Here is a 24,600-nt window from a genome sequence, read left to right on the forward strand (position 1 = left end):
ACTATACGGCGGCTGGTCGTTCCCCAGCCGCCGCGAATACCGAAACAAGCTGGACAACCGTCTTCGAGGGTAGCACTGGCTACCCTTTTTTTTCCAGGAGTCATGTATGTCAATAGACTGGAACTGGGGGATATTCCTGCAACAGGCCCCCTTCGGCAACACTACCTACCTGGGCTGGCTGTGGAGCGGTTTTCAAATCACCGTCGCCCTCTCCATCTCGGCCTGGATCATCGCTTTTCTCGTCGGCTCACTGTTCGGCATTTTACGCACGGTACCCAATCGCTTCCTCTCGGGCATTGGCACCTGCTATGTCGAACTGTTTCGCAACGTGCCGCTGATCGTGCAGTTCTTTACCTGGTACCTGGTGGTGCCGGAGTTCCTGCCGGAAAATATCGGCATGTGGTTTAAATCGGAGCTGGACCCAAACATTCAATTCTTTGTCTCCTCCATGCTGTGCCTGGGGCTGTTTACCGCCGCTCGCGTCTGCGAGCAGGTACGCGCCGCCATCCAGTCGCTGCCGCGCGGGCAGAAGAACGCCGGCCTGGCGATGGGCCTGACCCTGCCGCAAACCTACCGCTACGTGCTGCTGCCGAACGCCTACCGCGTTATCGTGCCGCCGATGACCTCGGAGATGATGAACCTGGTGAAAAACTCGGCCATCGCCTCCACCATCGGTCTGGCCGATATGGCCGCGCAGGCGGGCAAACTGCTGGACTACTCCGCTCATGCCTGGGAGTCTTTTACCGCCATCACCCTGGCCTATGTTTTCATCAACGCGGTGATTATGCTGATTATGTATGTGGTCGAGCGTAAGGTTCGCCTGCCTGGCAATATGGGAGGCAAATAATGTACGATTTTGACTGGAGTTCGATCGTTCCCTCCATGCCCTATCTGCTGGCAGGGCTGGTGATCACCCTTAAGATTACGGTGATCGCCATCGTGGTCGGCATCGTCTGGGGCACTCTGCTGGCGGTTATGCGCCTGTCCAGCTTTATGCCGCTGGCCTGGTTTGCTAAATCCTACGTCAACGTATTCCGCTCAATCCCACTGGTGATGGTCCTGCTGTGGTTCTACCTGATTGTCCCGGGCTTCCTGCAGAACGTGCTGGGACTGTCGCCGAAAACGGATATTCGCCTGATCTCGGCGATGGTGGCGTTTTCGATGTTCGAAGCCGCCTACTATTCAGAGATTATCCGCGCCGGCATTCAGAGCATCTCCCGCGGCCAGTCCAGCGCCGCGCTGGCGTTGGGGATGACCCACTGGCAGTCAATGCGGCTGGTGATCCTGCCGCAGGCCTTCCGCGCCATGGTGCCGCTGCTGCTAACCCAGGGGATCGTCCTGTTCCAGGATACCTCGCTGGTGTATGTATTGAGTCTCGCCGACTTCTTCCGTACCGCCTCCACCATTGGCGAGCGTGACGGAACCCAGGTCGAAATGATCCTGTTCGCGGGCGGCGTCTATTTTGTGATTAGCCTCAGCGCCTCGCTGTTGGTCAGCTGGTTGAAGAAAAGGACTGTGTAATGATTACCCTGAAAAACGTTTCAAAATGGTATGGTCACTTTCAGGTGCTGACCGATTGCTCCACGGAAGTGAAAAAAGGCGAAGTCGTGGTGGTCTGCGGGCCGTCAGGCTCCGGTAAATCCACGCTGATTAAGACTGTGAACGGCCTTGAGCCGGTACAGCAGGGGCAGATTATTGTCGATGGCACCGTGGTTAACGATAAAAAGACCAACCTGGCTAAACTGCGCTCGCACGTCGGCATGGTGTTTCAGCATTTTGAACTGTTCCCGCATCTGTCGATTATCGACAACCTGACGCTGGCGCAGGTCAAAGTGCTTAACCGCGATAAAGCCTCAGCGCGCAAGAAAGGCCTCAAGTTGCTGGAGCGCGTTGGCCTGGCGGCGCATGCGGAAAAATACCCGGCGCAACTCTCCGGCGGCCAGCAGCAGCGCGTGGCCATTGCCCGAGCCCTGTGTATGGACCCGATCGCCATGCTGTTTGATGAGCCCACCTCAGCGCTTGACCCGGAGATGATTAACGAGGTGCTGGACGTTATGGTCGAACTGGCTAACGAAGGGATGACCATGATGGTCGTGACCCATGAGATGGGCTTTGCCCGCAAGGTGGCGAACCGGGTGATCTTTATGGATGAAGGGAAGATTGTCGAGGATGCCGATAAAGAGGCCTTCTTTGCCAATCCGCAATCCGAGCGTGCCAAAGATTTCCTCGCCAAAATACTTCATTGATGGTTCTTCTCTGCGCATACCGCCCGGTATGCGCAGTTAATCTTTTCCGCCATATTATTCGCCAATGTTATTTATGCGGCAGATTATCGCTACTATCATTTACGTACCCAATAAACCTCGGCGATAAAAGCTGAGCTTATTTATTAAATCGATCAATTCATAAAGAATTCAATAATGAATTCGTGGACCGGCATTGCCGCCGCCGCTAGCATATAACGCCTCGTAACAGGTTCGTCGCACGATTATTTTATTAATTGAATATAATATTCTTGCCTGACCCCGCCTGCGCCGAAATAAAGGTCATCAATATTCTCTGCCGCTCGCAGAATAATGGATGCGCCACCAAACCAATGAAACAAATGGATATTGCTTCATGTTAATTCGATCTCGCACGCTCACCGGGCTGCTGTTTATCACGCTGGCGGGCACCTCAGCCGCCGGGGCCGCGCCATTGACCTCTTCTACTCACCAGACGGAGCAGGATAAAGCCCGCCAGGAGGCGCTGGCGCCGCAGCAACAGGATTTTCAGTCTTCACAACAGCGCGTGGCGCCGCAGGGTATCCCTTTTCCTGAGGAAACGCATTGCAAATTGATCAACCGGGTCGATATCGACTCCGATAACCAGGCGCTCACCCGGAAATTACTGGCGAAAACCGCGCGGCAGGCGCAGGGACGCTGCCTGGGCAGCGAAGGCATTCGCCTGCTGGCCTATACCTTGCAAAATGAGCTGATCGCGCAAGGCTACATCACCTCGCTGATTGATGTGCCCTCCCAGTCGCTGGAGCACGGCATACTCAGGTTCACGCTGCACTATGGCAAAGTGGGCGCTATCGACTATGCCGACGGCTCGGACACCACCCGCCTGTGGAATTCCCTGCCCACCTCTTCCGGTACTATCCTGCGCTTAAGCGACCTTGAGCAAGGGATGGCCAACCTGCAGCGTCTGCCCGGCGCCACCGCGCACATGAAACTGCTGCCGGGCCAACACGAGGGAGAAAGCGATATCCAGATCGCCCGCAGCCTGGCGAAAAAATGGCAGCTTGGCGCCTGGCTTGACGACGCCGGCAGCAAAGCCAGCGGACGCTACCAGGCCGGCGGGGCCCTCTATCTCTATGACCTGACCACCCTCAACGATATCCTGTACCTTTCCGGCGGGGGCGATATTGAATTCAATCAGCATAACGACGGCAACCACAACGGCAGCCTGTATTACTCCATTCCCTTTGGCTACTGGACACTAAGCGCCTACGGGGCATACAGCCAGTATCGTCAGCAGTTTAACGGCAACTGGTCGACGATGGATTATAAGAGTAAAAATCGCTACTACAGCGCCACGCTGAGTCGTCTGCTCTCCCACACCCGGCAGCAAAAAACCACCGCCGACCTGCGGATCGCCAAGAGTACCTCGCATTATTACTTCGGCGGCAGTGAGCTACTGGTGATGCGCAAGCAGAACCCCTCATGGGAATTCACCCTCAACCACCAGCACTACTTTAACAAAAAGATTGTTGATGCCAGCATCGGCATCCAGCGCAGCCTGCCGTGGCTCAGCTCGACAGCAACGCCGGAAGAGCAGGCCGGGCTGTATAGCCCGCTGTCGCGGATTGTGCATGGTAATCTGCAGGCAATGATGAAATTTGACGCCACCGGCGACAAATTTACCTGGGCTCCCCGCCTCAGCGCCCAGTTCAGCCCGGACAAACTCGCTTCCGATAACAAATTCAATATTGGCAGCCGCTGGAGCGTGCGCGGTTTTGACGGTGAAAACAGCCTGTCCGGCAATCAGGGATGGTACTGGCGCAACGATTTTATCTGGGATCTGGCCACCCACGAGCGGCAATTCTATTTGGGCGCGGATATAGGCCGCCTTATCGGCGCCGATCTATATCAAAAAGGCAAAGTGCTCTCCGGCGCCGTCAGCGGGCTGCGCGGTCAGCTATGGTCAACGCAGTACGATCTGTTTATTAGTACCCCGCTGAGTAAACCGGATAAGTTTCATAGCGACGCCCTGAATATGGGCTTTTCATTACAGTGGAGGTATTAATTCGCACATTATTGACTCGTCATATTTACATTATTTATTAATCATTATTTAAAGGAATAAAGAAAATGTTTAAGTTTAAGGCTTCTTATGTCGCACTGGCGGCAGTATTAACCTCGTCGGTAGTTTATGCCGACCCCACAAGCTATACGCACTCTTCCGGCGCCACGGTTATCGATATTGAAAAGCCGAACGCCGCCGGTGTCTCCCATAACCTGTACCGCGACTTCAACGTCGGCGCCAATGGCACCATCCTCAATAACAGCGGCGATGATGTCAGCCACAGCACATTTGGCAATATCGCCCGCAACAATAATCTGACCGCCGGCAGCGCTTCGGTGATTTTGAACGAGGTGACCTCCAAAAACGCCAGTAGCCTGAAGGGCTTTATCGAAGTCAACGGTCAGAAAGCGGATGTGGTAATCGCCAACCCGAACGGCATCACCTGTTCCGGCTGTAGCTTTGTTAATACCAACAAGGCTATCCTGACCACCGGCAAGGTTAATATGACCGACGATGGCGCTATCGGCAGCTATACCGTAACGGGCGGCACCCTCACCATCGGCGAAAATGGCATGAACGCCGCCAACGGCTATGCGGTTCTGCTCGCCGACGCGATCAATATCAACGGTAAAGTGCAGGCCAACAACGCCCTGGTCAGCGCGGGCAACTTCACCATGGATAACAGCTCTGGCTCGGTGACCTCCGCTGGTAAAAAGGCCACCCTGATCCAGATGACGGTTAACCCGCAGTACAGCATCGACGTCAGCAGCCTTGGCGGCATTGAGGCCAACAGCATCAGCATGGTCGGCAATAACATCGGCTTTGGCGTACGTAATAAAGGCTCTATCGTCGCGAATAGTTCGCTGCAGCTCACCAGCAACGGTAATCTGCTGAACAAAGGCACGATCAAAAGCAACGGTCTGCTGAGTCAGGTCGCCACCGCCTCGGGCATCACCAATGACGGTAGCATCGCCGGCGCCTATTATTTAATGCTCTCCAGTGGCGATTATATCGTTAACACCGGTTCTCTCTCCGGCGGCCAGCTGATTGCCACCGCTAACGGCAACATCACCAACGGCGACTCAGGCACGATGACCGGCACCAGTGGATTAAGCCTGACCAGCGGCGGGAAAATCCGCAACGAAGAAAAAGCCTCCCTGCTGTCAAATAACCAGATTGCCGCCACGGCAATCGGTGATTTCCTCAATGAAGGCAAAATCAGCGCCAAACACACCAGCCTGACGTTTGTCGGCGACAGCTTTAAAAACACTGGCAATATTAACTCTACTGGCCAAACCACCATTCAGTCGCTTAAACAGGACGGCAGCGCCAATACGGGCGAGATCTATAACCTCGGCAATATCACCGGCGAAAATATCAATCTGCAGACCAATGGCACGCTGGCGCAAAGCAGCAGTGGTCGTATTGAGGCAACCAACGCCATTACCGCCCACAGCTACTGGCTGAACCAAAATGGTTATATGAATGCCGCCGATATCACCACCGATCACGGCGTAGTGAATAATTATGGCAATATTACTGCCAAAAATATTTCAATCACGACCTACTCAGATATCACCAACGAAGGGCAGATCAGCAGCACCGGCGACCTGACCTTAAATACCAAAAATAAAGGCGCGATCTACAATTATTCAACCCTCAGCGCGGGCGGCAACATGACGTTAACCGCCACCAAAGTGGTCAATGGTGGTAAAAGTTGCGGCATACTGGGCCTGGCGAAATGCGGCGTCGGGACGTTAACTGCTGACAAGCTGGTACTGAACTCATCGCAGAAATATGTTAGCGACATGGGTGGAAAACAGTATTTCAAGAGCACCGAAGTCAACACGGTGAAATAAGACAAACCACGATGCGCGAAGCCTCGCGCATCGTTTTTCGCACGCTTAGGGCTCGAAGGGCCGACGCTGGAACTGATCGTGGCCACATTTTGGACAGCGCGGCAGCACGTCCGGGGTGTATACCGCCAGGTGATAGTGGCACTTCTCGCAGACCAGGTTGCCCAGACCGACCACTTCGCCGCTGTGGTACACGCCGTGATGATTCAGATCCTGAAAGACTTCCCGCCACTCGAGCTGGGTTTTGTCGGTGATATCAGCCAGCTCCTGCCACAGGCTCTCTTTGATCACCCGCATAAACACGCTGTCGCTCTCGTCTTCGTGACTCTCTTCGTAGCTGCGGGCAAACTCCTTGAGGTCGCGTTTGACCGCCGCAATCACCGACTCGATCTCGCTCTGCGTCAGATCGCCGGCGCGGACGATTTTTTCCCGCGCCTGCGTCACCAGCGCGTCGATATCGCGCTCTCCATGGCGGAGCCGTTCGCTGAGCGAGGAGACCAGTTCACGGTAATATTGAGCAACCTTGTTCATCATTTCGCCTCCGGTGGGGTTAACGTCTTCTGATAATAGACCTTATTCCTCTCCCGCTGTGTCTGACAAGCCACAGAGTCGCGAAATAATCTGCGCAGCTTTTGCCGATGTTGATGTGCGAAAAGCTGTTTTGACGTGGGCGTTTGGGCTATGCTATGCCGATCTGAAATAACACATCCATTGGCTACACTTTGTAGCTGTATTGAAAACAGGACCACTGGCTGCCATGCAAGAGCAATACCGCCCGGAAGAGATAGAATCGAAAGTCCAGCTTCACTGGGACGAAAATCGTACATTTGAAGTAACTGAAGACGAGAGCAAAGAGAAGTATTACTGCCTGTCGATGCTTCCTTATCCTTCTGGTCGACTACACATGGGTCACGTGCGTAACTACACCATCGGCGACGTGATTGCCCGCTACCAGCGCATGCTGGGCAAAAACGTCCTGCAGCCGATCGGCTGGGATGCGTTCGGTCTGCCGGCAGAAGGGGCGGCGGTGAAAAACAACACCGCGCCAGCGCCGTGGACCTACGACAACATCGCCTACATGAAAAACCAGCTCAAAATGCTGGGCTTCGGCTATGACTGGAGCCGCGAGCTGGCGACCTGCACCCCGGAATACTACCGCTGGGAGCAGAAGTTCTTCACCGAGCTGTACAAAAAAGGCCTGGTGTACAAAAAAACCTCCGCAGTGAACTGGTGCCCGAATGACCAGACCGTGCTGGCCAACGAACAGGTTATCGACGGCTGCTGCTGGCGCTGCGATACCAAGGTCGAGCGTAAAGAGATCCCGCAGTGGTTTATTAAAATCACCGCCTACGCCGATGAACTGCTGAACGATCTGGATAAGCTGGACCACTGGCCGGACACCGTGAAGACCATGCAGCGCAACTGGATCGGCCGTTCGGAAGGGGTAGAAATCTCCTTTGACGTCAACGACTACGCTGACAAACTGACTGTCTACACCACCCGTCCGGACACCTTTATGGGTTGTACCTACCTGGCCGTCGCGGCGGGTCACCCGCTGGCGCAGCAGGCTGCGGCGAACAATCCGGCGCTGGCCGCCTTTATCGACGAGTGCCGCAATACCAAAGTGGCCGAAGCCGACATGGCGACGATGGAGAAAAAAGGCGTCGATACCGGCTTTAAAGCCATTCATCCGCTGACCGGTGAACAAATTCCGGTCTGGGCGGCAAACTTTGTGCTGATGGAATACGGCACCGGCGCGGTAATGGCCGTTCCGGGTCACGACCAGCGCGACTACGAGTTCGCCAGCAAGTACGGTCTGAACATTAAGCCGGTTATCCTCGCTGCCGACGGCTCTGAGCCGGATCTCTCCGAGCAGGCGCTGACCGAGAAAGGCGTCCTGTTTAACTCCGGCGAGTTCAGCGGTCTTGATTATGAAGCGGGCTTCAACGCCATTGCCGACAAACTGACCGCCATGGGCGTGGGCGAGCGTAAAGTTAACTACCGTCTGCGCGACTGGGGCGTATCCCGTCAGCGCTACTGGGGCGCGCCGATCCCGATGGTGACCCTGGAAGATGGCACCGTGCTGCCGACCCCGGAAGATCAGCTGCCGGTGATCCTGCCGGAAGACGTGGTCATGGACGGCATCACCAGCCCGATCAAAGCCGATCCTGAATGGGCCAAGACCACCGTCAACGGCCAGCCGGCGCTGCGCGAAACCGACACCTTTGACACCTTTATGGAATCCTCCTGGTACTATGCGCGCTACACCTGCCCGCAGTATCAGGAAGGAATGCTGGATTCGAAAGCGGCCAACTACTGGCTGCCGGTAGATATCTACATCGGCGGTATCGAACACGCCATCATGCACCTGCTCTACTTCCGCTTCTTCCATAAGCTGATGCGCGACGCGGGCATGGTGAACTCCGATGAGCCGGCGAAACAGCTGCTGTGCCAGGGCATGGTGCTGGCTGACGCGTTCTACTATGTGGGCGAAAACGGCGAACGTAACTGGGTTTCCCCGGTTGACGCCATCGTTGAGCGCGACGAAAAAGGCCGCATCGTGAAGGCCAAAGACGCGGCGGGCCACGAGCTGGTGTACACCGGCATGAGCAAGATGTCCAAGTCGAAAAACAACGGCATCGACCCGCAGGTGATGGTTGAGCGCTACGGCGCGGATACCGTGCGTCTGTTCATGATGTTTGCGTCCCCGGCGGATATGACCCTCGAGTGGCAGGAATCTGGCGTTGAAGGGGCGAACCGCTTCCTGAAACGCGTCTGGAAACTGGTCTACGAGCACACCACTAAAGGAGAGGTTGCGGCACTGAACGTGGCGGCTCTGAGCGAAGATCAGAAAGCGCTGCGTCGCGATATCCACAAAACCATCGCCAAAGTGACCGATGACATCGGCCGTCGTCAGACCTTCAACACCGCCATCGCGGCAATCATGGAGCTGATGAACAAGCTGGCGAAAGCGCCGCAGGAAGATGAGCAGGATCGTGCGCTGATGCAGGAAGCTCTGCTGGCGGTGGTGCGTATGCTCAACCCGTTCACTCCGCACGCCAGCTTCACCCTGTGGCGTGAGCTGAACGGCGAAGGCGATATCGACAACGCGCCGTGGCCGGTAGCGGATGAGAGCGCGATGGTGGAAGACAGCACCCTCGTCGTCGTCCAGGTCAATGGCAAAGTTCGTGGTAAAATTACCGTTGCGGTAGATGCAACTGAAGAGCAGGTTCGCGAGCGCGCCGGCCAGGAACATCTGGTGGCGAAATATCTCGACGGTAAAACCGTGCGTAAAGTGATTTACGTTCCGGGTAAACTGCTCAATCTGGTCGTTGGCTAAGCGCGGGAGGAAGCGTGCGATATCTGGTAACAATGTTGTTATCTCTGGCGGTGCTCGTCACCGCCGGCTGTGGCTGGCATTTGCGTAGCACTACCAAGGTGCCCGCCACCATGAAAACCATGATTTTCCAGTCGAGCGATCCGAACGGCCCGTTAAGCCGCGCGGTACGTAATCAGCTGCGTCTTAACGGCGTGGAACTGATCGACGCCAGCACGCTGCGTAAAGATGTCCCTTCTCTGCGCCTCGATGGCTCGTCGATTCAGAAAGATACCGCATCGGTGTTCCAGGATGGTCGTACGGCGGAGTATCAGATGGTCATGACCGTTCATGCCAGCGTCCTGATCCCGGGTCACGATATCTATCCGATTACCACCAAGGTCTATCGGTCGTTCTTTGATAACCCGCAGGCGGCATTAGCGAAAGACGCCGAGCAGGATATGATTATCCAGGAAATGTACGACAAAGCGGCGGAACAGCTGATTCGTAAGCTGCCAAGCGTTCAGGTAGCGGATGTTGAAGCAACCCAGCAGGAAGAGAAACCGGTCGCCAGCAGCGCGGCGCCGGCTTCCTCGGGTAACCGCGTCTCCACCACGCTGGGTCAATGATGATTCGGTTGTACCCGGAACAGCTCCGCGCGCAGCTCACTGAAGGGCTGCGCGCGGCCTATCTGCTGCTTGGCAACGATCCCCTGCTGTTGCAGGAAAGCCAGGACGCCATTCGCGAAGCTGCTGCCGCGCAGGGATTTACCGAGCACCATACTTTTTCAATCGACAACAGCACCGACTGGCAGGCGATTTTCGCCTTAAGCCAGGCGATGAGCCTGTTTGCCAGCCGGCAAACCCTGCTGTTGATCCTACCGGAAAACGGCCCCAACGCGGCGATCAATGAACAGCTCGCCACGCTGGTTGGCCTGCTGCACGACGACCTGCTGCTGATAGTTCGCGGAAATAAGCTGACCAAAGCCCAGGAGAATGCCGCATGGCTCACCGCCCTGGCTCAGCGCGCAGTCCAGGTCAGTTGCCAGACGCCGGAATACGCGCAGCTGCCGCGCTGGCTGGCCGCCCGTGCCAAACAGCATCAGCTGCAGCTCGACGACGCGGCCAGTCAGCTGCTGTGCTACTGTTACGAAGGCAATCTGCTGGCGCTGGCGCAGGCGCTGGAGCGTCTGGCGCTGCTCTGGCCGGACGGTAAGCTAACCCTGCCCCGCGTTGAGCAAGCGGTAAACGATGCCGCGCACTTTACGCCTTACCATTGGGTCGATGCCCTACTGGCCGGCAAAAGTAAGCGCGTGCTGCACGTCCTGCAGCAGTTACGCCTTGAAGGCTGCGAGCCGGCGATCCTGCTGCGTACTTTGCAGCGGGAGCTGCTGCTGCTGGTTACCCTCAAGCGCCAGGCGACGCACACGCCGCTGCGCTCGCTGTTTGATAAACATCGGGTCTGGCAAAACCGCCGTCAGCTGCTCAGCGACGCTCTCACGCGCCTGAGCGGGGAACAGCTACGCCAGGCGGTGACCCTTCTGACCCGCGCGGAGCTCACCTTTAAACAGGATTACGGGCACGACGTCTGGCCCGAACTGGAAAGTCTTTCGTTGTTGCTCTGCCACAAAGCCCTGGCGGACGTTTTTATTGATGGTTGATATGACTCAGTTACAGGCAATCTATGGCGGCACCTTCGATCCGGTGCATTACGGTCACCTTAAGCCGGTTGAGATCCTGGCGAATCAGATTGGCCTGAGCAAGGTCATCATCATGCCTAACAACGTCCCGCCGCACCGGCCGCAGCCGGAAGCCACCAGCGCCCAGCGCGTGCACATGCTGAAGCTGGCGATTGCCGATAAACCGCTGTTCACGCTCGATGAACGCGAACTGCGGCGCGATACCCCCTCCTGGACGGCGCAAACGCTGCAGGAGTGGCGCCAGGAGCAGGGACCGCGCAAACCGCTGGCGTTTATCATTGGCCAGGATTCGCTACTGACCTTTCCCACCTGGCACAACTATGAAACCATTCTCGACAATGTCCACCTGATTGTTTGCCGCCGCCCGGGTTACCCGCTGACCATGGCGCAGGAAGCGGATCAGCGCTGGCTGGATCGCCATTTAACCCACGACGTGGAGTCTCTGCATAACCGCCCTTCCGGCGTGATCTACCTGGCTGAGACGCCGTGGTTCGATATTTCCGCGACGATCATCCGCCAGCGCCTTGAGCGCGGCGAGTCCTGCGCCGAGATGCTGCCCGCCGCCGTGCTGGATTACATCCGCGAGCAGGGACTCTATTGCTGACCCCAGGCTGGGCCTGGCGCGAAAAAAGCGCTATCGTAACGCCATCTCTTCATCGCCTGTCAGAGCCTGTTCATGAAATTGTGGTTAGTTCGCCATGGCGAAACCGAAGCCAACGTTGCCGGGTTATACAGCGGCCATGCCCCAACGCCCCTGACGCCGCGCGGCGTCGCTCAGGCGCGCGCGCTCGGCGAACGACTGCGCCTGGCGCCTTTCGATAAAGTATTCTGTAGCGAGCTGGCGCGGACCGGGACAACGGCCGATCTGCTGCTTGGCGACCGCGCTATTCCGCGTGAGCGCCATCCCGCGCTCAATGAGATGTTTTTCGGCGACTGGGAGATGCGTCATCATCGCGACCTCCAGCGAGAAGATGCGGAAAACTATGCCGCCTGGTGTGCCGACTGGCAGCATGCGGCCCCCACCAACGGCGAAAGCTTTCAGAATTTTGCCCGCCGCGTCAGCGAGTTTATCCCAACGCTGACCGACTGCCGCCATCTTGACCATCTGCTGATCGTCGGCCATCAGGGCGTCCTGAGCCTGCTGACCGCCCTGCTGTTGCAGATGCCTCCGGCGGCGATGTGGCACTTTCCCATTGCCCATGGCGCCTGGAGCCTCCTCGAAATCCGCGACGATTTCACCACCCTGCGGGTATTAAATAGCCAGGCCGTCTGGCGGCCGCAAGAAGAATTCCCGCCAGACCATTGACAGGCCAGAGCAGGCTGTTATTCTCCGCTGCCAGGCAGCATCCGCCAAAGCCGGTTTGCAGAAATTGTTTTACAAAAATGGCGATGCAATCCGCGGCGAGGGATGGGATGATAGCCCGCCACGAACGCCTGCCGACAGACATTTCACCCGACTTTTTCATCAGTTCAGGTATACTGTCAGGCTCTTTATGATTATCAATCTTCACGCACCCAGGGGGAACACTTGCAGGGTAAAGCACTCCAGGATTTTGTTATCGACAAAATTGATGACCTGAAAGGTCAGGACATCGTTGCCATTGATGTACATGGCAAATCCAGCATCACCGATTGCATGATTATCTGCACCGGCACCTCCACGCGTCATGTGATGTCTATCGCCGACCACGTGGTTCAGGAGTCCCGCGCCGCCGGCATGCTGCCGCTGGGCGTTGAAGGGGAAGCCGCCGCCGACTGGATCGTCGTCGACCTCGGCGACGTGATGGTCCACGTCATGCAGGAAGAGAGCCGTCGTCTGTACGAGCTGGAAAAACTCTGGAGTTAATGCGTGAAGTTGCAGCTGGTGGCCGTTGGCACCAAAATGCCGGACTGGGTACAGACCGGCTTTAGCGAGTATCTGCGCCGTTTTCCCAAAGATATGCCGTTCGAGCTGGTGGAGATCCCTGCCGGTAAGCGCGGTAAGAACGCTGATATCAAACGCATCCTCGAAAAAGAGGGCGAGATGATGTTAGCCGCTGCCGGTAAGAACCGCATCGTGACCCTGGATATTCCGGGTAAACCATGGGATACACCGCAGCTGGCGCGCGAACTGGAACGCTGGAAACAGGACGGGCGCGACGTCAGTTTACTGGTAGGCGGTCCGGAAGGTCTCTCTCCCGCCTGTAAAGCAGCGGCGGAACAGAGTTGGTCGCTCTCCACCCTCACCTTACCTCACCCGCTGGTGCGCGTACTGGTGGCCGAGAGTCTGTACCGGGCGTGGAGCATCACCACCAACCACCCGTACCACCGTGAGTAATGATGATCAGGGTAGACTAAGCAGCGAATGAAATTACAGAATTCTTTCCGCGACTATACGGCTGAATCCTCGCTGTTCGTGCGCCGGGCGCTGGTCGCTTTTTTGGGGATTTTGCTGCTTACCGGCGTTCTGATCGCCAACCTGTACAATGTGCAAATCGTTCGCTTCGACGACTATCAGACGCGCTCGAACGAAAACCGCATCAAGCTGGTGCCGATCCCGCCGAGCCGCGGCATTATTTACGATCGCAACGGCACCCCGCTGGCGCTTAACCGCACCATTTACCAGCTGGAGATGATGCCGGAGAAAGTCGATAACGTACAGCAGACGCTGGATGCGCTACGCGACGTCGTCGATTTAACCGACGATGACATCGCCGGTTTCAAAAAGGAGCGCGCCCGCTCCCATCGTTTTACCTCGATTCCGGTAAAGGTCAACCTCAGCGAAGTGCAGGTGGCCCGCTTTGCCGTCAACCAGTACCGCTTTCCCGGCGTGGAAGTCAAAGGCTACAAGCGTCGTTATTACCCCTATAATTCGGCGCTGACTCACGTCATTGGCTATGTCTCAAAAATTAACGATAAAGACGTCGACCGCCTGGATAAAGAGGGCAAGCTGGCCAACTACGCCTCGACGCACGACATTGGTAAGCTGGGTATAGAGCGTTATTACGAGGACGTTCTGCACGGTCAGACCGGCTACGAAGAGGTTGAAGTGAACAACCGCGGCCGCGTCATTCGTCAGCTGAAAGAGGTGCCTCCGCAGGCCGGACGCGACATTTACCTCACCCTCGACCTCAAGCTGCAGCAGTATATTGAAACGCTGCTGGCCGGCAGCCGCGCCGCCGTGGTGGTGACCGACCCGCGTACCGGCGCTATTCTGGCGCTGGTTTCAACCCCGAGCTATGACCCGAACCTGTTCGTCGACGGCATCTCCAGCAAAGATTACTCCGCGCTGCTCAACGACCCGAACACACCGCTGGTCAACCGAGCGACGCAGGGGGTCTATCCCCCGGCGTCGACGGTCAAACCCTACGTCGCCGTCTCGGCGCTGAGCGCCGGGGTGATCACCCGCAACACCAGCCTCTTCGACCCCGGCTGGTGGCAGTTGCCCGGCTCAGAGAAACGCTATCGTGACTGGAAAAAGTGGGGCCACGGCCATCTGAACGTCACCAAAGCGCTCGAGGAGTCTGCAGATACCTATTTCTACCAGGTCGCCTATGACATGGGCATCGACCGTCTCTCAGAGTGGATGAGCAAGTTTGGCTACGGCCACTACACCGGTATCGACCTCTCCGAGGAGCGCTCTGGCAACATGCCGACCCGCGAATGGAAGCTCAAGCGCTTTAAGAAACCCTGGTACCAGGGGGACACCATTCCGGTGGGCATCGGCCAGGGTTACTGGACCGCCACGCCGATCCAGATGAACAAAGCGCTGATGATCCTGATTAACGACGGCGTGGTGAAGGTGCCTCATCTGCTGCAGAGCACCGTGGAAGACGGCAAGCCCGTACCCTGGGTCCAGCCCCATGAGCCGCCGGTAGGCGATATCCATTCCGGCTATTGGGAAATCGCCAAAGACGGCATGTACGGCGTGGCCAACCGCGGCAACGGCACCGCGCACAAATACTTCGCCAGCGCGCCGTATAAAATCGCGGCCAAGTCAGGTACCGCTCAGGTGTTCGGCCTGAAGGCCAACGAAACCTATAACGCGCACCGGATCTCCGAGCGCTTGCGCGACCATAAACTGATGACAGCGTTTGCGCCTTATAACAACCCGCAGGTTGCCGTGGCGATGATTCTGGAAAACGGCGGCGCCGGCCCGGCGGTCGGTACGATTATGCGCCAGATCCTCGATCACATCATGCTGGGCGATAACAACACTACGCTGCCAAGCGAAAACCCGGCGGTAACCGCAGGGGAGGATCAATAATGACGGATAATCCGAACAAAAAATCGCTATGGGATAAAATCCATCTTGACCCCACCATGCTGCTTATCCTGCTGGCGCTGCTGACCTACAGCGCGCTGGTTATCTGGAGCGCCAGCGGTCAGGACGTCGGCATGATGGAGCGTAAAATCGGCCAGATCGCCATGGGCGTGGTGATCATGATCGTCATGGCGCAGATCCCGCCGCGGGTCTATGAAGGCTGGGCGCCCTACCTCTATATTTTCTGTATCATCCTGCTGGTAGCCGTTGACGCCTTCGGCGCCATCTCCAAAGGGGCGCAGCGCTGGCTGGATCTCGGTATTGTGCGCTTTCAGCCGTCGGAGATCGCCAAAATAGCCGTGCCGCTGATGGTGGCGCGGTTTATTAACCGCGATGTCTGTCCACCGTCGCTGAAGAACACCGGCATTGCCCTGGTGCTAATCTTCCTGCCGACGCTGCTGGTGGCGGCGCAGCCTGACCTCGGGACCTCGATCCTGATCGCCCTATCCGGGCTGTTTGTGCTGTTCCTCTCCGGCCTCAGCTGGCGCCTGATTGGTATCGCCGTGGTGCTGGTCGCCGCCTTTATTCCGATCCTGTGGTTCTTCCTGATGCACGACTATCAGCGTCAGCGCGTGATGATGCTCCTCGATCCGGAAACCGACCCGCTGGGCGCCGGCTATCACATTATTCAGTCTAAAATTGCCATTGGCTCCGGCGGTCTGCGCGGCAAAGGCTGGCTGCACGGCACCCAGTCGCAGCTGGAGTTTCTGCCGGAACGCCACACCGACTTTATCTTCGCCGTCCTCGCCGAAGAGCTGGGCCTGATTGGCGTACTGATCCTGCTAGCGCTTTATATTCTGCTGATTATGCGCGGACTGTGGATCGCCGCCCAGGCGCAAACCACCTTTGGCCGGGTCATGGCCGGTGGTTTAATGTTGATTTTATTCGTTTATGTCTTCGTAAATATTGGTATGGTGAGTGGTATTTTACCGGTGGTGGGCGTACCGTTGCCGCTGGTGAGCTACGGGGGCTCCGCCCTGATCGTACTGATGGCCGGGTTTGGTATCGTAATGTCGATCCATACCCACAGAAAAATGTTGTCGAAAAGCGTTTAAAGGGGTTAGCAATGCGTAAGCAATGGCTGGGGATCTGCATAGCAGCGGGGCTGCTGGCGGCATGTTCGAGTGATGACGTGCAACAAAAAACGGTCAGTACTCCACAGCCGGCCGTCTGTAATGGCCCGACGGTTGAGATCAGCGGCGCCGATCCGCAGTATGAAACGCCGAACGCCACGGCGAATCAGGATTATGAGCGCGACGGTAAAAGCTACAAAATCGTTCAGGATCCGGCCAACTTTACTCAGGCCGGTTTCGCGGCGATCTATGACGCAGAACCCAACAGCAACCTGACCGCCAGCGGCGAAGCCTTCGATCCGACTCAGTTGACCGCAGCGCACCCGACGCTGCCGATCCCGAGCTACGCGCGGATCACTAACCTTGCCAACGGACGGATGATCGTCGTGCGGATTAACGATCGCGGTCCCTATGGCAACGATCGGGTCATCTCGCTTTCCCGCGCATCCGCTGACCGCCTGAACACCTCCAACAACACCAAAGTGCGCATCGACCCCATCATCGTCGCGCCTGACGGTTCGCTTTCCGGCCCGGGGATGGCCTGTACCACCGTCGCCAAACAGACTTACGCCCTGCCCGCCCGTCCGAATCTGGACGGTGGGGACGCCGCTGGCATGAGCCAGCCCGCGCCCACTGACGTTCGCCCGATCAGCAACAGCACGCTGACGCCGGCAGACAGCGTGGGCGCGCCGGTGAACAGCGGCGGTTTCCTCGGCGCGCCGACGCCCCTGAACAACGGCGTGCTGGAGAGTAGCGAACCAGCGGCAGCCGCCGCGACGGCTCCTGCCGCCGGCGCCACGCCAACAGCGCCAGTGACCGCGCCTGGCTCCATTCAGGGTAATGTGGTGCCCGCTGCGGCCACCGCCGCAGCCGCTGGCGCCGTGGCGGCCTCGTCCTCCGCGACCTCCAGCGCCAGCGGTAATTTTGTTGTCCAGGTGGGCGCAGTAAGCGACCAGACGCGGGCGCAGCAGTATCAGCAGCGCCTGAGCCAGCAGTTTTCTGTGCCAGGCCGGGTCATGCAAAACGGCGCGGTCTGGCGTATTCAGCTGGGTCCCTTTGCTGATAAAGCACAGGCCAGCGCCGTGCAGCAGCGCCTGCAAAGCGAAGCGCAGCTGCAGTCCTTTATTACTCGCGCCAACTAAACGCCGCGGGCCGCCCGTTCACCTCGCGCATGTAAAAGTCATTAACAAACTCATGCGCAATGTCGGATGCTGGCCCGCAGAGCATTTGCTATAGTAAGGCACTTTTTTAACTCCATCACGGATGCCGTTGTTCTGACCATGAAGACCTCTTTCACCGCTCGTTTACTCATTACGGCGCTCTCCGTTGCAGCGCTCTCCTCCGCTGCCCGCGCCGATGACCTGAATATCAAAACGATGATCCCAGGCGCCCCGCAGATAGACGCCGAATCCTGGATCCTTATCGATTACAACTCTGGCAAGGTACTGGCTGAAAACAATGCCGACTCCCGCCGCGACCCGGCCAGTCTGACCAAAATGATGACCAGCTATGTTATCGGTCAGGCGATGAAAGCGGGCAAATTCAAAGAGTCCGATCTGGTCACCGTCGGCAACGATGCCTGGGCCACCGGCAACCCGGTTTTCAAAGGCTCTTCTCTGATGTTCCTCAAGCCGGGCATGCAGGTGCCGGTTTCTCAGCTGATCCGTGGTATTAACCTGCAGTCCGGTAACGATGCCTGCGTGGCGATGGCCGACTACGTCGCCGGCAGCCAGGACGCCTTCGTCAGCCTGATGAACAACTACGTCAACGCTCTGGGCCTGAAAAACACCCATTTCCAGACCGTTCACGGTCTTGATGCTGACGGACAGTACAGCTCCGCGCGCGACATGGCGCTGATTGGCCAAGCGCTGATCCGCGACGTACCGAACGAGTACTCCATCTATCGTGAGAAAGAGTTCACCTTCAACGGCATCCGCCAGCTGAACCGTAACGGCCTGCTGTGGGATAACAGCCTGAACGTCGACGGCATCAAAACCGGCCATACCGACAAAGCGGGTTACAACCTCGTCGCTTCCGCCACCGAAGGCCAGATGCGCCTGATCTCCGCGGTAATGGGCGGCCGGACGTTCAAAGGCCGTGAGTCAGAAAGCAAAAAACTGCTTACCTGGGGCTTCCGCTTCTTCGAAACCGTCAACCCGATTAAAGCTGGCAAAGAGTTTGCCTCCGAACCGGCCTGGTTCGGCGACAGCGATCGCGCTTCGCTGGGGGTGGATAAAGACGTCTACCTGACCATTCCGCGCGGCCGAATGAAAGATCTGAAAGCCAGCTACGTGCTGAATAACACTGAGCTGCACGCCCCGCTGCAGAAAAACCAGGTTGTCGGCACCATTAACTTCCAGTTGGATGGTAAAACCATCGACCAGCGTCCGCTGGTGGTCCTGCAGGAAATTCCGGAAGGTAATTTCTTCGGCAAAATTATTGATTACATTAAATTAATGTTCCACCACTGGTTTGGTTAAAAATCGAACACTTGAAAGTGTGATTTCCATCCCCATATACTATTCATCCAAGTAACCTGATAACTCCCGCCCTTGGTGGGAGTTATTATTTTGTCGTAACACCGGAGCTGACATGAAAACCAAACTTAACGAACTGCTTGAATTCCCTACGCCATTTACTTACAAAGTAATGGGGCAGGCGTTGCCGGAGCTGGTTGATCAGGTGGTGGAAGTGGTACAGCGCCATGCGCCTGGTGATTACTCGCCGTCAGTAAAACCGAGCAGCAAAGGTAACTACCACTCGGTCTCCATCACCATCAACGCCACCCACATTGAACAAGTGGAAACGCTGTACGAAGAGTTAGGCAATATCGATATCGTTCGGATGGTGCTGTAACCTTTTCCCTGACCCGGCCGCCGTGCCGGGTCTTCTCATTCCCTTCTGCACGGCTGTGATATACTCCCCAACCTGAATTCTCTCTTCCCGGCGGAGATGTTGTTTTGCAGCACAATAAAATTCTTATCCGGCAGCTTGGCCTGCAACCTTACGAACCCGTCTCGCAGGCGATGCATGAATTTACCGACGCCCGTGATGAAGATACCCTCGACGAGATCTGGCTGGTGGAACATCACCCCGTATTCACCCAGGGTCAGGCCGGCAAAGCGGAACACGTGCTGGTGCCCGGCGATATTCCGGTGATCCAGAGCGATCGCGGCGGCCAGGTCACCTATCACGGTCCGGGACAGCAGGTGATGTACGTCCTGTTGGACCTCAAGCGCCGTAAGCTGGGCGTGCGGGAGCTGGTGACGCTGCTGGAGCAAACGGTCGTCAATACCCTGGCTGAATATAGTATCGAGTCGCACCCCCGCGCCGACGCCCCTGGCGTCTATGTCGGCGAACGCAAAATCTGCTCTCTGGGATTGCGGATCCGTAAAGGTTGTTCTTTCCACGGTCTGGCGCTTAATATCGCCATGGATCTCACACCGTTTCTGCGTATCAACCCCTGCGGCTATGCCGGTATGGAGATGACGCAAATGCGCCAGTGGCAGCCTGCAGCCTCCCCGGAGACGGTCGCTCCGCGGCTGGTCGCCAATCTGCTGGCGCTGCTAAATCATCCACCGCACGAATATCTTCCCCGGGATTAAGCGGCAGGCCAACGTCCCGCTGTCAGCGGGGCGCTAAACGAGTAACACGTTATTTTTGCAATCAATTGTCACGCACGGCAACGCGGTGGGCCGCTATACTTGGCCTATCATTCCCAACCGGACTCATCGCGTGCCAGAGAATACGCCTCCGTCAGAATCTCCTGACAGACAGGATGAACGTTACGATCGTCAAATGTTTCGCATCCTGCGTAATATTGACCTCAATCTGTTGACGATCTTTGAAGCGGTATACGTGCATAAAGGTATCGTCAACGCCGCGAAGATACTCAATATCACACCGTCGGCGATTAGCCAGTCAATTAACAAACTGCGGGCGCTGTTCCCCGATCCGCTATTTATCCGCAAAGGACAGGGCGTTACCCCCACCGCCTATGCCACCCATCTTCATCAATACATCAGCCGCGGCATGGAAGCTTTCCTCAGCGCGCTGGATATCACCGGTAGCCCGCACCAGCAGCGGGTGATCACTATCGCCACTACGCCAGCGATGGGAGCGCTGCTGATGCCTGGCCTGGCCAGCGCGCTGAAGCCGACCTTTCCGCAGATCTTGTTGCACAATATCGCCATCGTCGACGCCGCGCGGCAGCTTGACCAGCGCCAGGTGGATCTGCTCATTGATACCCACCTGCACAGCGGCCAGGCGATAAGCCATCATGTGCTGTATCAGGATCGGGTACAGATGTACTGCCGCGCAGGGCATCCCGCGCTGGACGGTCCGCAGGATGAAACGACCCTCGCGGAGTACGAATTTGCGCTGCTGCTGCCGGAAGGCCAGCGCTACCCCACCCTCCATCGCCGACTACAGGAAGAGATGGGCGAGCGCCGCTGCGGCTTTAGCACCTTTAACCTGATGACCCAGGCGGCGATGATCGCCGGGAGCGATATGCTGGGTCTGACCACCGAACGCCTGTTCGCCATGGTGTCCCGTCTCTGGCCGCTGCAGACCCTGGATTTCCCTTCCCTGGGTGGAGAGCAGATTGACGTTGCGCTGCACTTTAATAAGCTGAGCGGGAAAGAGCCATTGCTGAAAGAGATCATCGAGACGGTGATCCGCTCGTTTAAGGCGTAGCGCACGGAAGGGAAAAGGATAAAACAACAACTATTTTACAATTTGCCGGGCAGGCAGGCTGCTTTCTGCCCCTTTTCAATGGTATACTGCCTGCTCTTGATTCAAAAATAGTTGATAATTGCAACATTTCATTGAATTAATTCGCTTTCCTTCGTGACTCGCAACTGGAACACGCACGCTATGAGTAAACCCATTGTGATGGAACGCGGTGTTAAGTACCGCGACGCCGATAAAATGGCCCTTATCCCGGTGAAAAACGTGGCAACTGAGCGTGAAGCTCTGCTCAGAAAACCGGAATGGATGAAAATCAAACTTCCGGCAGACTCGTCCCGTATCCAGGGAATCAAAGCAGCGATGCGTAAGAACGGCCTGCACTCTGTGTGCGAAGAGGCCTCCTGCCCGAACCTTGCAGAATGCTTCAACCACGGTACCGCGACCTTTATGATCCTCGGCGCGATCTGTACCCGCCGTTGCCCGTTCTGCGACGTCGCGCATGGACGCCCGGTCGCGCCAGATGCAAACGAGCCACAAAAGCTGGCGCAAACTATCGCCGATATGGGTCTGCGCTATGTCGTAGTCACCTCGGTAGACCGTGACGACCTGCGTGATGGCGGCGCACAGCATTTTGCCGACTGCATCAGCGCTATTCGCGAGAAAAACCCGTCGATTAAGATCGAAACGCTGGTTCCGGATTTCCGCGGCCGCATGGATCGCGCACTTGATATTCTGACGGTGACCCCGCCGGATGTCTTCAACCATAACCTCGAAAACGTGCCCCGTCTTTATCGTCAGGTACGTCCGGGCGCGGATTACAACTGGTCGCTGAAGCTGCTGGAGCGTTTTAAAGAAGCGCACCCGGAGATCCCGACGAAATCCGGCCTGATGGTAGGTCTGGGCGAAACCAACGACGAGATCATCGAAGTGATGCGCGACCTGCGTCGCCATGGCGTCACCATGCTGACGTTAGGCCAGTATCTGCAGCCGAGCCGTCACCACCTGCCGGTGCAGCGCTACGTCAGCCCGGAAGAGTTTGAAGAGATGAAAGCGGAAGCGATGGCGATGGGCTTCACCCACGCCGCCTGCGGTCCCTTCGTCCGCTCTTCCTATCATGCCGACCTGCAGGCTAAAGGGATGGAAGTTAAATAACCCACCGCTTCCGCCGCTGCGCGCCTGTTCGGCGCAGCGGCTCTCTCCGCTTCATCCGTTTCGCCTGTCCGTAACAGTTAGTTGCATCTTTTCTCCGCGGCGTCGACAAAAACGACAAAGGCCGCAACGATAAACGTCGCGGCCTCTTCGCCGTACCGCCAGCATCCCGTCAGGAGACGCAGCCGGAGAATTACTCTTTATGAGAGAGCTTCTGCGCCGGCGCTTCTTCTGCGGTGGTTTTCTTCGCGCTATCGTCATCTTCGTTCATGGCTTTTTTAAAGCCCTTGATAGCCGACCCCAGGTCGCCGCCCAGCGTACGTAATTTCTTAGTACCAAACACTAAGATAATCAGTGCTGCGACTACCAGCAGTTTGGTAATACTAATCTCACCCATAGCTAACCTTCTTCTCTATACAAGCTGCGAATACGCCATCATACACCCATTTATCCGTCCTATTGTAATCCACCTGTGCGTGGGCTGCGTGTTTCGGCCCATAGCCTCCCCTCCGGGAGTGAGCGCTGAGATGTCCATCCTGACGTGCACAGCGAATTATTGGGATAAACAATACGGGTATTTGACGCGCGGACACAATAGCAATCTGTAACAAGGTGAATCAAGCCTTGTTTAAAAAAACGTCATAATAATTGCGGTGGCGCAAATCGTCGGTTCCGCAGCACTGGTAAACGCTCGCGAACGCGCGCAAGGTCATCCGCAGAGAGATCGGCAAAGATCAGCTGCGGCTCGCTCCCGGCCCCCGCCAGAGTGGTCCCCAGCGGATCGACGATGCGGCTCAGCCCGATATTGCGCGTTCCGCATTCGCCTGCCGCCACGATATAGCAGGTAGTATCGAGAGCGCGTGCCGCCAGCAGCGTCGCCCAGTGATGCTCTTTCTGCGGCCCTTTCACCCATGCAGCGGGCAGCACCAGCAGCTGTGCCCCATTCAGGGCCAACGAAAGCGCCAGTTCCGGAAAGCGAAGATCGTAGCAGGTCATCAGGCCAACGCGTAATCCCGCCACCTCAATCACCGGCGGGATCTGCTGACCAGGATCCACCCGCCGGGACTCCTGCATCGCGAAGGCGTCATATAGATGAAGTTTATGATAATGGGCAATCACTGCGCCTTCCCGCAATACCACCAAGGTGTTGGTCGCTCTCCCCTCCCCTGACGGCACATGGAGCGTCAGGACCGTGGTCAGGCTGTTACGCCTGCTCTCGGCCAACAGCGGCTGCAAAAATGCGCCATCCAGCGGCTGGGCCGATTTAACTGACAGATCCGGGTCGTTGTCATCCCGCGCCAGCAACGCCTCCGGCAGCACCAGCAGCGCTGCCCCTTCTCGCTCCGCCTGCTGCATCATCGCCACACAGGTTTGCGCATTCGTCCGCCATACTGGCGTGACGGCAAATTGTCCTGCCGCTACCCGCATGTTCTTCTCCCGTCAGGTTATGGATAGCCAATCGCGCCCGATGCGCGCTACACTTGACACTCTCTTACATCAAATAGCAGGAAACGACCGTGTTTCAACTTCTTTGCGCCGTTTTTATTGGCGGCGGCACCGGCAGCGTATTGCGCTGGTGGCTCGGCATGAAGCTCAATCCTGTGCACCATGCTATCCCGATTGGGACTCTAACGGCCAACCTGTTAGGCGCCTTTGTGATTGGCGCCGGGCTGGCGTGGTTTAATCGTCTGACCGGTATTGACCCGATGTGGAAACTGCTGATTACCACCGGTTTCTGCGGCGGCCTGACCACGTTCTCAACCTTTTCTGCAGAAGTGGTGTTTCTCCTGCAGCAGGGCCGGGTAAGCTGGGCGCTGCTCAACGTCGCGGTGAATTTGCTGGGTTCGTTTGCGATGACGGCGGTCGCCTTCTGGCTTTTCTCGCAGGCGGCCAGCCGCTAAAAGCGAAGGAGACAGGCAAAAAAAAACCCGCTTATTAGCGGGTTTTTATATTCTACTGACGCGTTGCTTACAGAGCGATGACGTTTGCAGCAGAAGGGCCTTTGGCACCGTTAGTGATTTCGAACTCTACGCGCTGACCTTCAGCCAGAGTTTTGAAACCGTTGGACTGGATTGCAGAGAAGTGTACGAATACATCTTTGCTGCCATCTTCCGGAGTAATGAAACCGAATCCTTTGGACTCATTAAACCACTTAACGTTACCTTTAATCTTAGACATCAAAATTACCTTTATATGAAAAATCGACACTAATGCTGTGTCGGGTA

At 56.9% G+C, this 24,600-nt stretch carries 25 protein-coding genes; 21 read left to right on the forward strand and 4 right to left on the reverse strand.

Going from position 1 to position 24,600, the window contains the following annotated elements; all coding sequences use genetic code 11:
• The first annotated feature begins 106 nt into the window (after positions 1-106).
• The 5 genes from LPQ25_RS18375 (at position 107) to LPQ25_RS18395 (ending at position 6,149) form a co-directional block, all read left to right on the forward strand.
• A complete protein-coding gene (locus LPQ25_RS18375) occupies positions 107-847 on the forward strand; it encodes an amino acid ABC transporter permease (RefSeq protein ID WP_002894709.1) in 741 nt (246 codons plus the stop codon).
• Positions 847-1,521 (forward strand): glutamate/aspartate ABC transporter permease GltK, encoded by a 675-nt coding sequence (gene gltK, locus LPQ25_RS18380; RefSeq protein ID WP_004212642.1) that lies wholly within the window; start codon positions 847-849, stop codon positions 1,519-1,521. Before LPQ25_RS18375 ends, gltK begins: the two co-directional genes overlap by 1 nt.
• Positions 1,521-2,246: an amino acid ABC transporter ATP-binding protein gene (locus tag LPQ25_RS18385; RefSeq protein ID WP_002894706.1), complete on the forward strand. Its 726-nt coding sequence runs from the start codon at positions 1,521-1,523 to the stop codon at positions 2,244-2,246. The genes gltK and LPQ25_RS18385 overlap by 1 nt, the downstream gene beginning before the upstream one ends.
• A gap of 373 nt (positions 2,247-2,619) precedes the next feature.
• Positions 2,620-4,290, forward strand: coding sequence for a ShlB/FhaC/HecB family hemolysin secretion/activation protein (locus LPQ25_RS18390; RefSeq protein WP_004893418.1), 1,671 nt, complete (start codon positions 2,620-2,622; stop codon positions 4,288-4,290).
• A 65-nt stretch (positions 4,291-4,355) separates the two neighbouring features.
• Positions 4,356-6,149, forward strand: coding sequence for a filamentous hemagglutinin N-terminal domain-containing protein (locus LPQ25_RS18395; RefSeq protein WP_012737648.1), 1,794 nt, complete (start codon positions 4,356-4,358; stop codon positions 6,147-6,149).
• A 45-nt stretch (positions 6,150-6,194) separates the two neighbouring features.
• On the opposite strand, the gene LPQ25_RS18400 is transcribed toward LPQ25_RS18395, so the two are convergent.
• On the reverse strand, positions 6,195-6,677 hold the full coding sequence (locus LPQ25_RS18400; RefSeq protein ID WP_012737647.1) for a zinc ribbon-containing protein: 483 nt from the start codon (positions 6,675-6,677) through the stop codon (positions 6,195-6,197).
• Between the two features lie 226 nt (positions 6,678-6,903).
• Here LPQ25_RS18400 and leuS point away from each other — a divergent pair, with 226 nt between their 5' ends.
• The 15 genes from leuS to lipA all read left to right on the forward strand — a co-directional run bounded on the left by leuS (position 6,904) and on the right by lipA (position 22,378).
• Positions 6,904-9,486, forward strand: a complete 2,583-nt coding sequence (gene leuS / locus LPQ25_RS18405; protein ID WP_041168982.1) for a leucine--tRNA ligase — start codon at positions 6,904-6,906, stop codon at positions 9,484-9,486.
• Between the two features lie 14 nt (positions 9,487-9,500).
• Positions 9,501-10,091, forward strand: a complete 591-nt coding sequence (lptE, locus tag LPQ25_RS18410) for an LPS assembly lipoprotein LptE (RefSeq protein WP_002894693.1) — start codon at positions 9,501-9,503, stop codon at positions 10,089-10,091.
• Complete coding sequence (gene holA / locus LPQ25_RS18415) at positions 10,091-11,122, forward strand: DNA polymerase III subunit delta (RefSeq protein WP_002894692.1); 1,032 nt, start codon at positions 10,091-10,093, stop codon at positions 11,120-11,122. The genes lptE and holA overlap by 1 nt, the downstream gene beginning before the upstream one ends.
• Positions 11,115-11,765 (forward strand): nicotinate-nucleotide adenylyltransferase, encoded by a 651-nt coding sequence (nadD, locus tag LPQ25_RS18420; protein WP_004176879.1) that lies wholly within the window; start codon positions 11,115-11,117, stop codon positions 11,763-11,765. The genes holA and nadD overlap by 8 nt, the downstream gene beginning before the upstream one ends.
• A gap of 72 nt (positions 11,766-11,837) precedes the next feature.
• Complete coding sequence (locus LPQ25_RS18425) at positions 11,838-12,467, forward strand: adenosylcobalamin/alpha-ribazole phosphatase (RefSeq protein ID WP_012737645.1); 630 nt, start codon at positions 11,838-11,840, stop codon at positions 12,465-12,467.
• Positions 12,468-12,689: 222 nt separating this feature from the next.
• A complete protein-coding gene (gene rsfS / locus LPQ25_RS18430) occupies positions 12,690-13,007 on the forward strand; it encodes a ribosome silencing factor (protein ID WP_002894623.1) in 318 nt (105 codons plus the stop codon).
• Positions 13,008-13,010: 3 nt separating this feature from the next.
• Positions 13,011-13,478 (forward strand): 23S rRNA (pseudouridine(1915)-N(3))-methyltransferase RlmH, encoded by a 468-nt coding sequence (rlmH, locus tag LPQ25_RS18435; RefSeq protein WP_002894620.1) that lies wholly within the window; start codon positions 13,011-13,013, stop codon positions 13,476-13,478.
• Between the two features lie 27 nt (positions 13,479-13,505).
• Entirely contained in the window at positions 13,506-15,407 is a 1,902-nt protein-coding gene (gene mrdA / locus LPQ25_RS18440; protein WP_002894617.1) for a peptidoglycan DD-transpeptidase MrdA, read from the forward strand.
• Positions 15,407-16,519: a peptidoglycan glycosyltransferase MrdB gene (mrdB, locus tag LPQ25_RS18445; protein WP_002894613.1), complete on the forward strand. Its 1,113-nt coding sequence runs from the start codon at positions 15,407-15,409 to the stop codon at positions 16,517-16,519. Before mrdA ends, mrdB begins: the two co-directional genes overlap by 1 nt.
• Positions 16,520-16,530: 11 nt before the next feature.
• Complete coding sequence (gene rlpA, locus LPQ25_RS18450; protein WP_012737644.1) at positions 16,531-17,679, forward strand: endolytic peptidoglycan transglycosylase RlpA; 1,149 nt, start codon at positions 16,531-16,533, stop codon at positions 17,677-17,679.
• A 138-nt stretch (positions 17,680-17,817) separates the two neighbouring features.
• Positions 17,818-19,017 carry a D-alanyl-D-alanine carboxypeptidase DacA gene (gene dacA, locus LPQ25_RS18455; RefSeq protein ID WP_002894539.1) on the forward strand — a complete coding sequence of 400 codons (1,200 nt, stop codon included), beginning with the start codon at positions 17,818-17,820 and terminating at the stop codon, positions 19,015-19,017.
• Positions 19,018-19,129: 112 nt separating this feature from the next.
• On the forward strand, positions 19,130-19,393 hold the full coding sequence (gene ybeD / locus LPQ25_RS18460; RefSeq protein ID WP_002894474.1) for a DUF493 family protein YbeD: 264 nt from the start codon (positions 19,130-19,132) through the stop codon (positions 19,391-19,393).
• Between the two features lie 104 nt (positions 19,394-19,497).
• Complete coding sequence (lipB, locus tag LPQ25_RS18465) at positions 19,498-20,142, forward strand: lipoyl(octanoyl) transferase LipB (protein ID WP_002894472.1); 645 nt, start codon at positions 19,498-19,500, stop codon at positions 20,140-20,142.
• A gap of 193 nt (positions 20,143-20,335) precedes the next feature.
• The gene (locus LPQ25_RS18470) at positions 20,336-21,232 is read left to right on the forward strand and encodes a YbeF family transcriptional regulator (RefSeq protein ID WP_009308180.1); all 897 of its coding nucleotides are present in this window, start codon (positions 20,336-20,338) and stop codon (positions 21,230-21,232) included.
• 180 nt (positions 21,233-21,412) lie between these two features.
• Positions 21,413-22,378, forward strand: a complete 966-nt coding sequence (lipA, locus tag LPQ25_RS18475; RefSeq protein WP_002894467.1) for a lipoyl synthase — start codon at positions 21,413-21,415, stop codon at positions 22,376-22,378.
• A gap of 190 nt (positions 22,379-22,568) precedes the next feature.
• On the opposite strand, the gene tatE is transcribed toward lipA, so the two are convergent.
• Positions 22,569-22,772: a twin-arginine translocase subunit TatE gene (gene tatE / locus LPQ25_RS18480; protein ID WP_004179022.1), complete on the reverse strand. Its 204-nt coding sequence runs from the start codon at positions 22,770-22,772 to the stop codon at positions 22,569-22,571.
• 242 nt (positions 22,773-23,014) lie between these two features.
• On the reverse strand, positions 23,015-23,803 hold the full coding sequence (locus LPQ25_RS18485; RefSeq protein ID WP_002894461.1) for a deaminated glutathione amidase: 789 nt from the start codon (positions 23,801-23,803) through the stop codon (positions 23,015-23,017).
• A gap of 89 nt (positions 23,804-23,892) precedes the next feature.
• On the opposite strand from LPQ25_RS18485, the gene crcB reads away from it, so the two are divergent.
• Positions 23,893-24,276, forward strand: a complete 384-nt coding sequence (crcB, locus tag LPQ25_RS18490) for a fluoride efflux transporter CrcB (protein WP_002894459.1) — start codon at positions 23,893-23,895, stop codon at positions 24,274-24,276.
• A gap of 67 nt (positions 24,277-24,343) precedes the next feature.
• Here the strand turns inward: crcB and cspE are convergent, their stop codons facing one another.
• Complete coding sequence (cspE, locus tag LPQ25_RS18495; RefSeq protein ID WP_002439184.1) at positions 24,344-24,553, reverse strand: transcription antiterminator/RNA stability regulator CspE; 210 nt, start codon at positions 24,551-24,553, stop codon at positions 24,344-24,346.
• Positions 24,554-24,600: the final 47 nt, after the last annotated feature.

Source organism: Klebsiella sp. KPN54798 (assembly GCF_021184225.1).
Taxonomy (GTDB): domain Bacteria; phylum Pseudomonadota; class Gammaproteobacteria; order Enterobacterales; family Enterobacteriaceae; genus Klebsiella; species Klebsiella pneumoniae.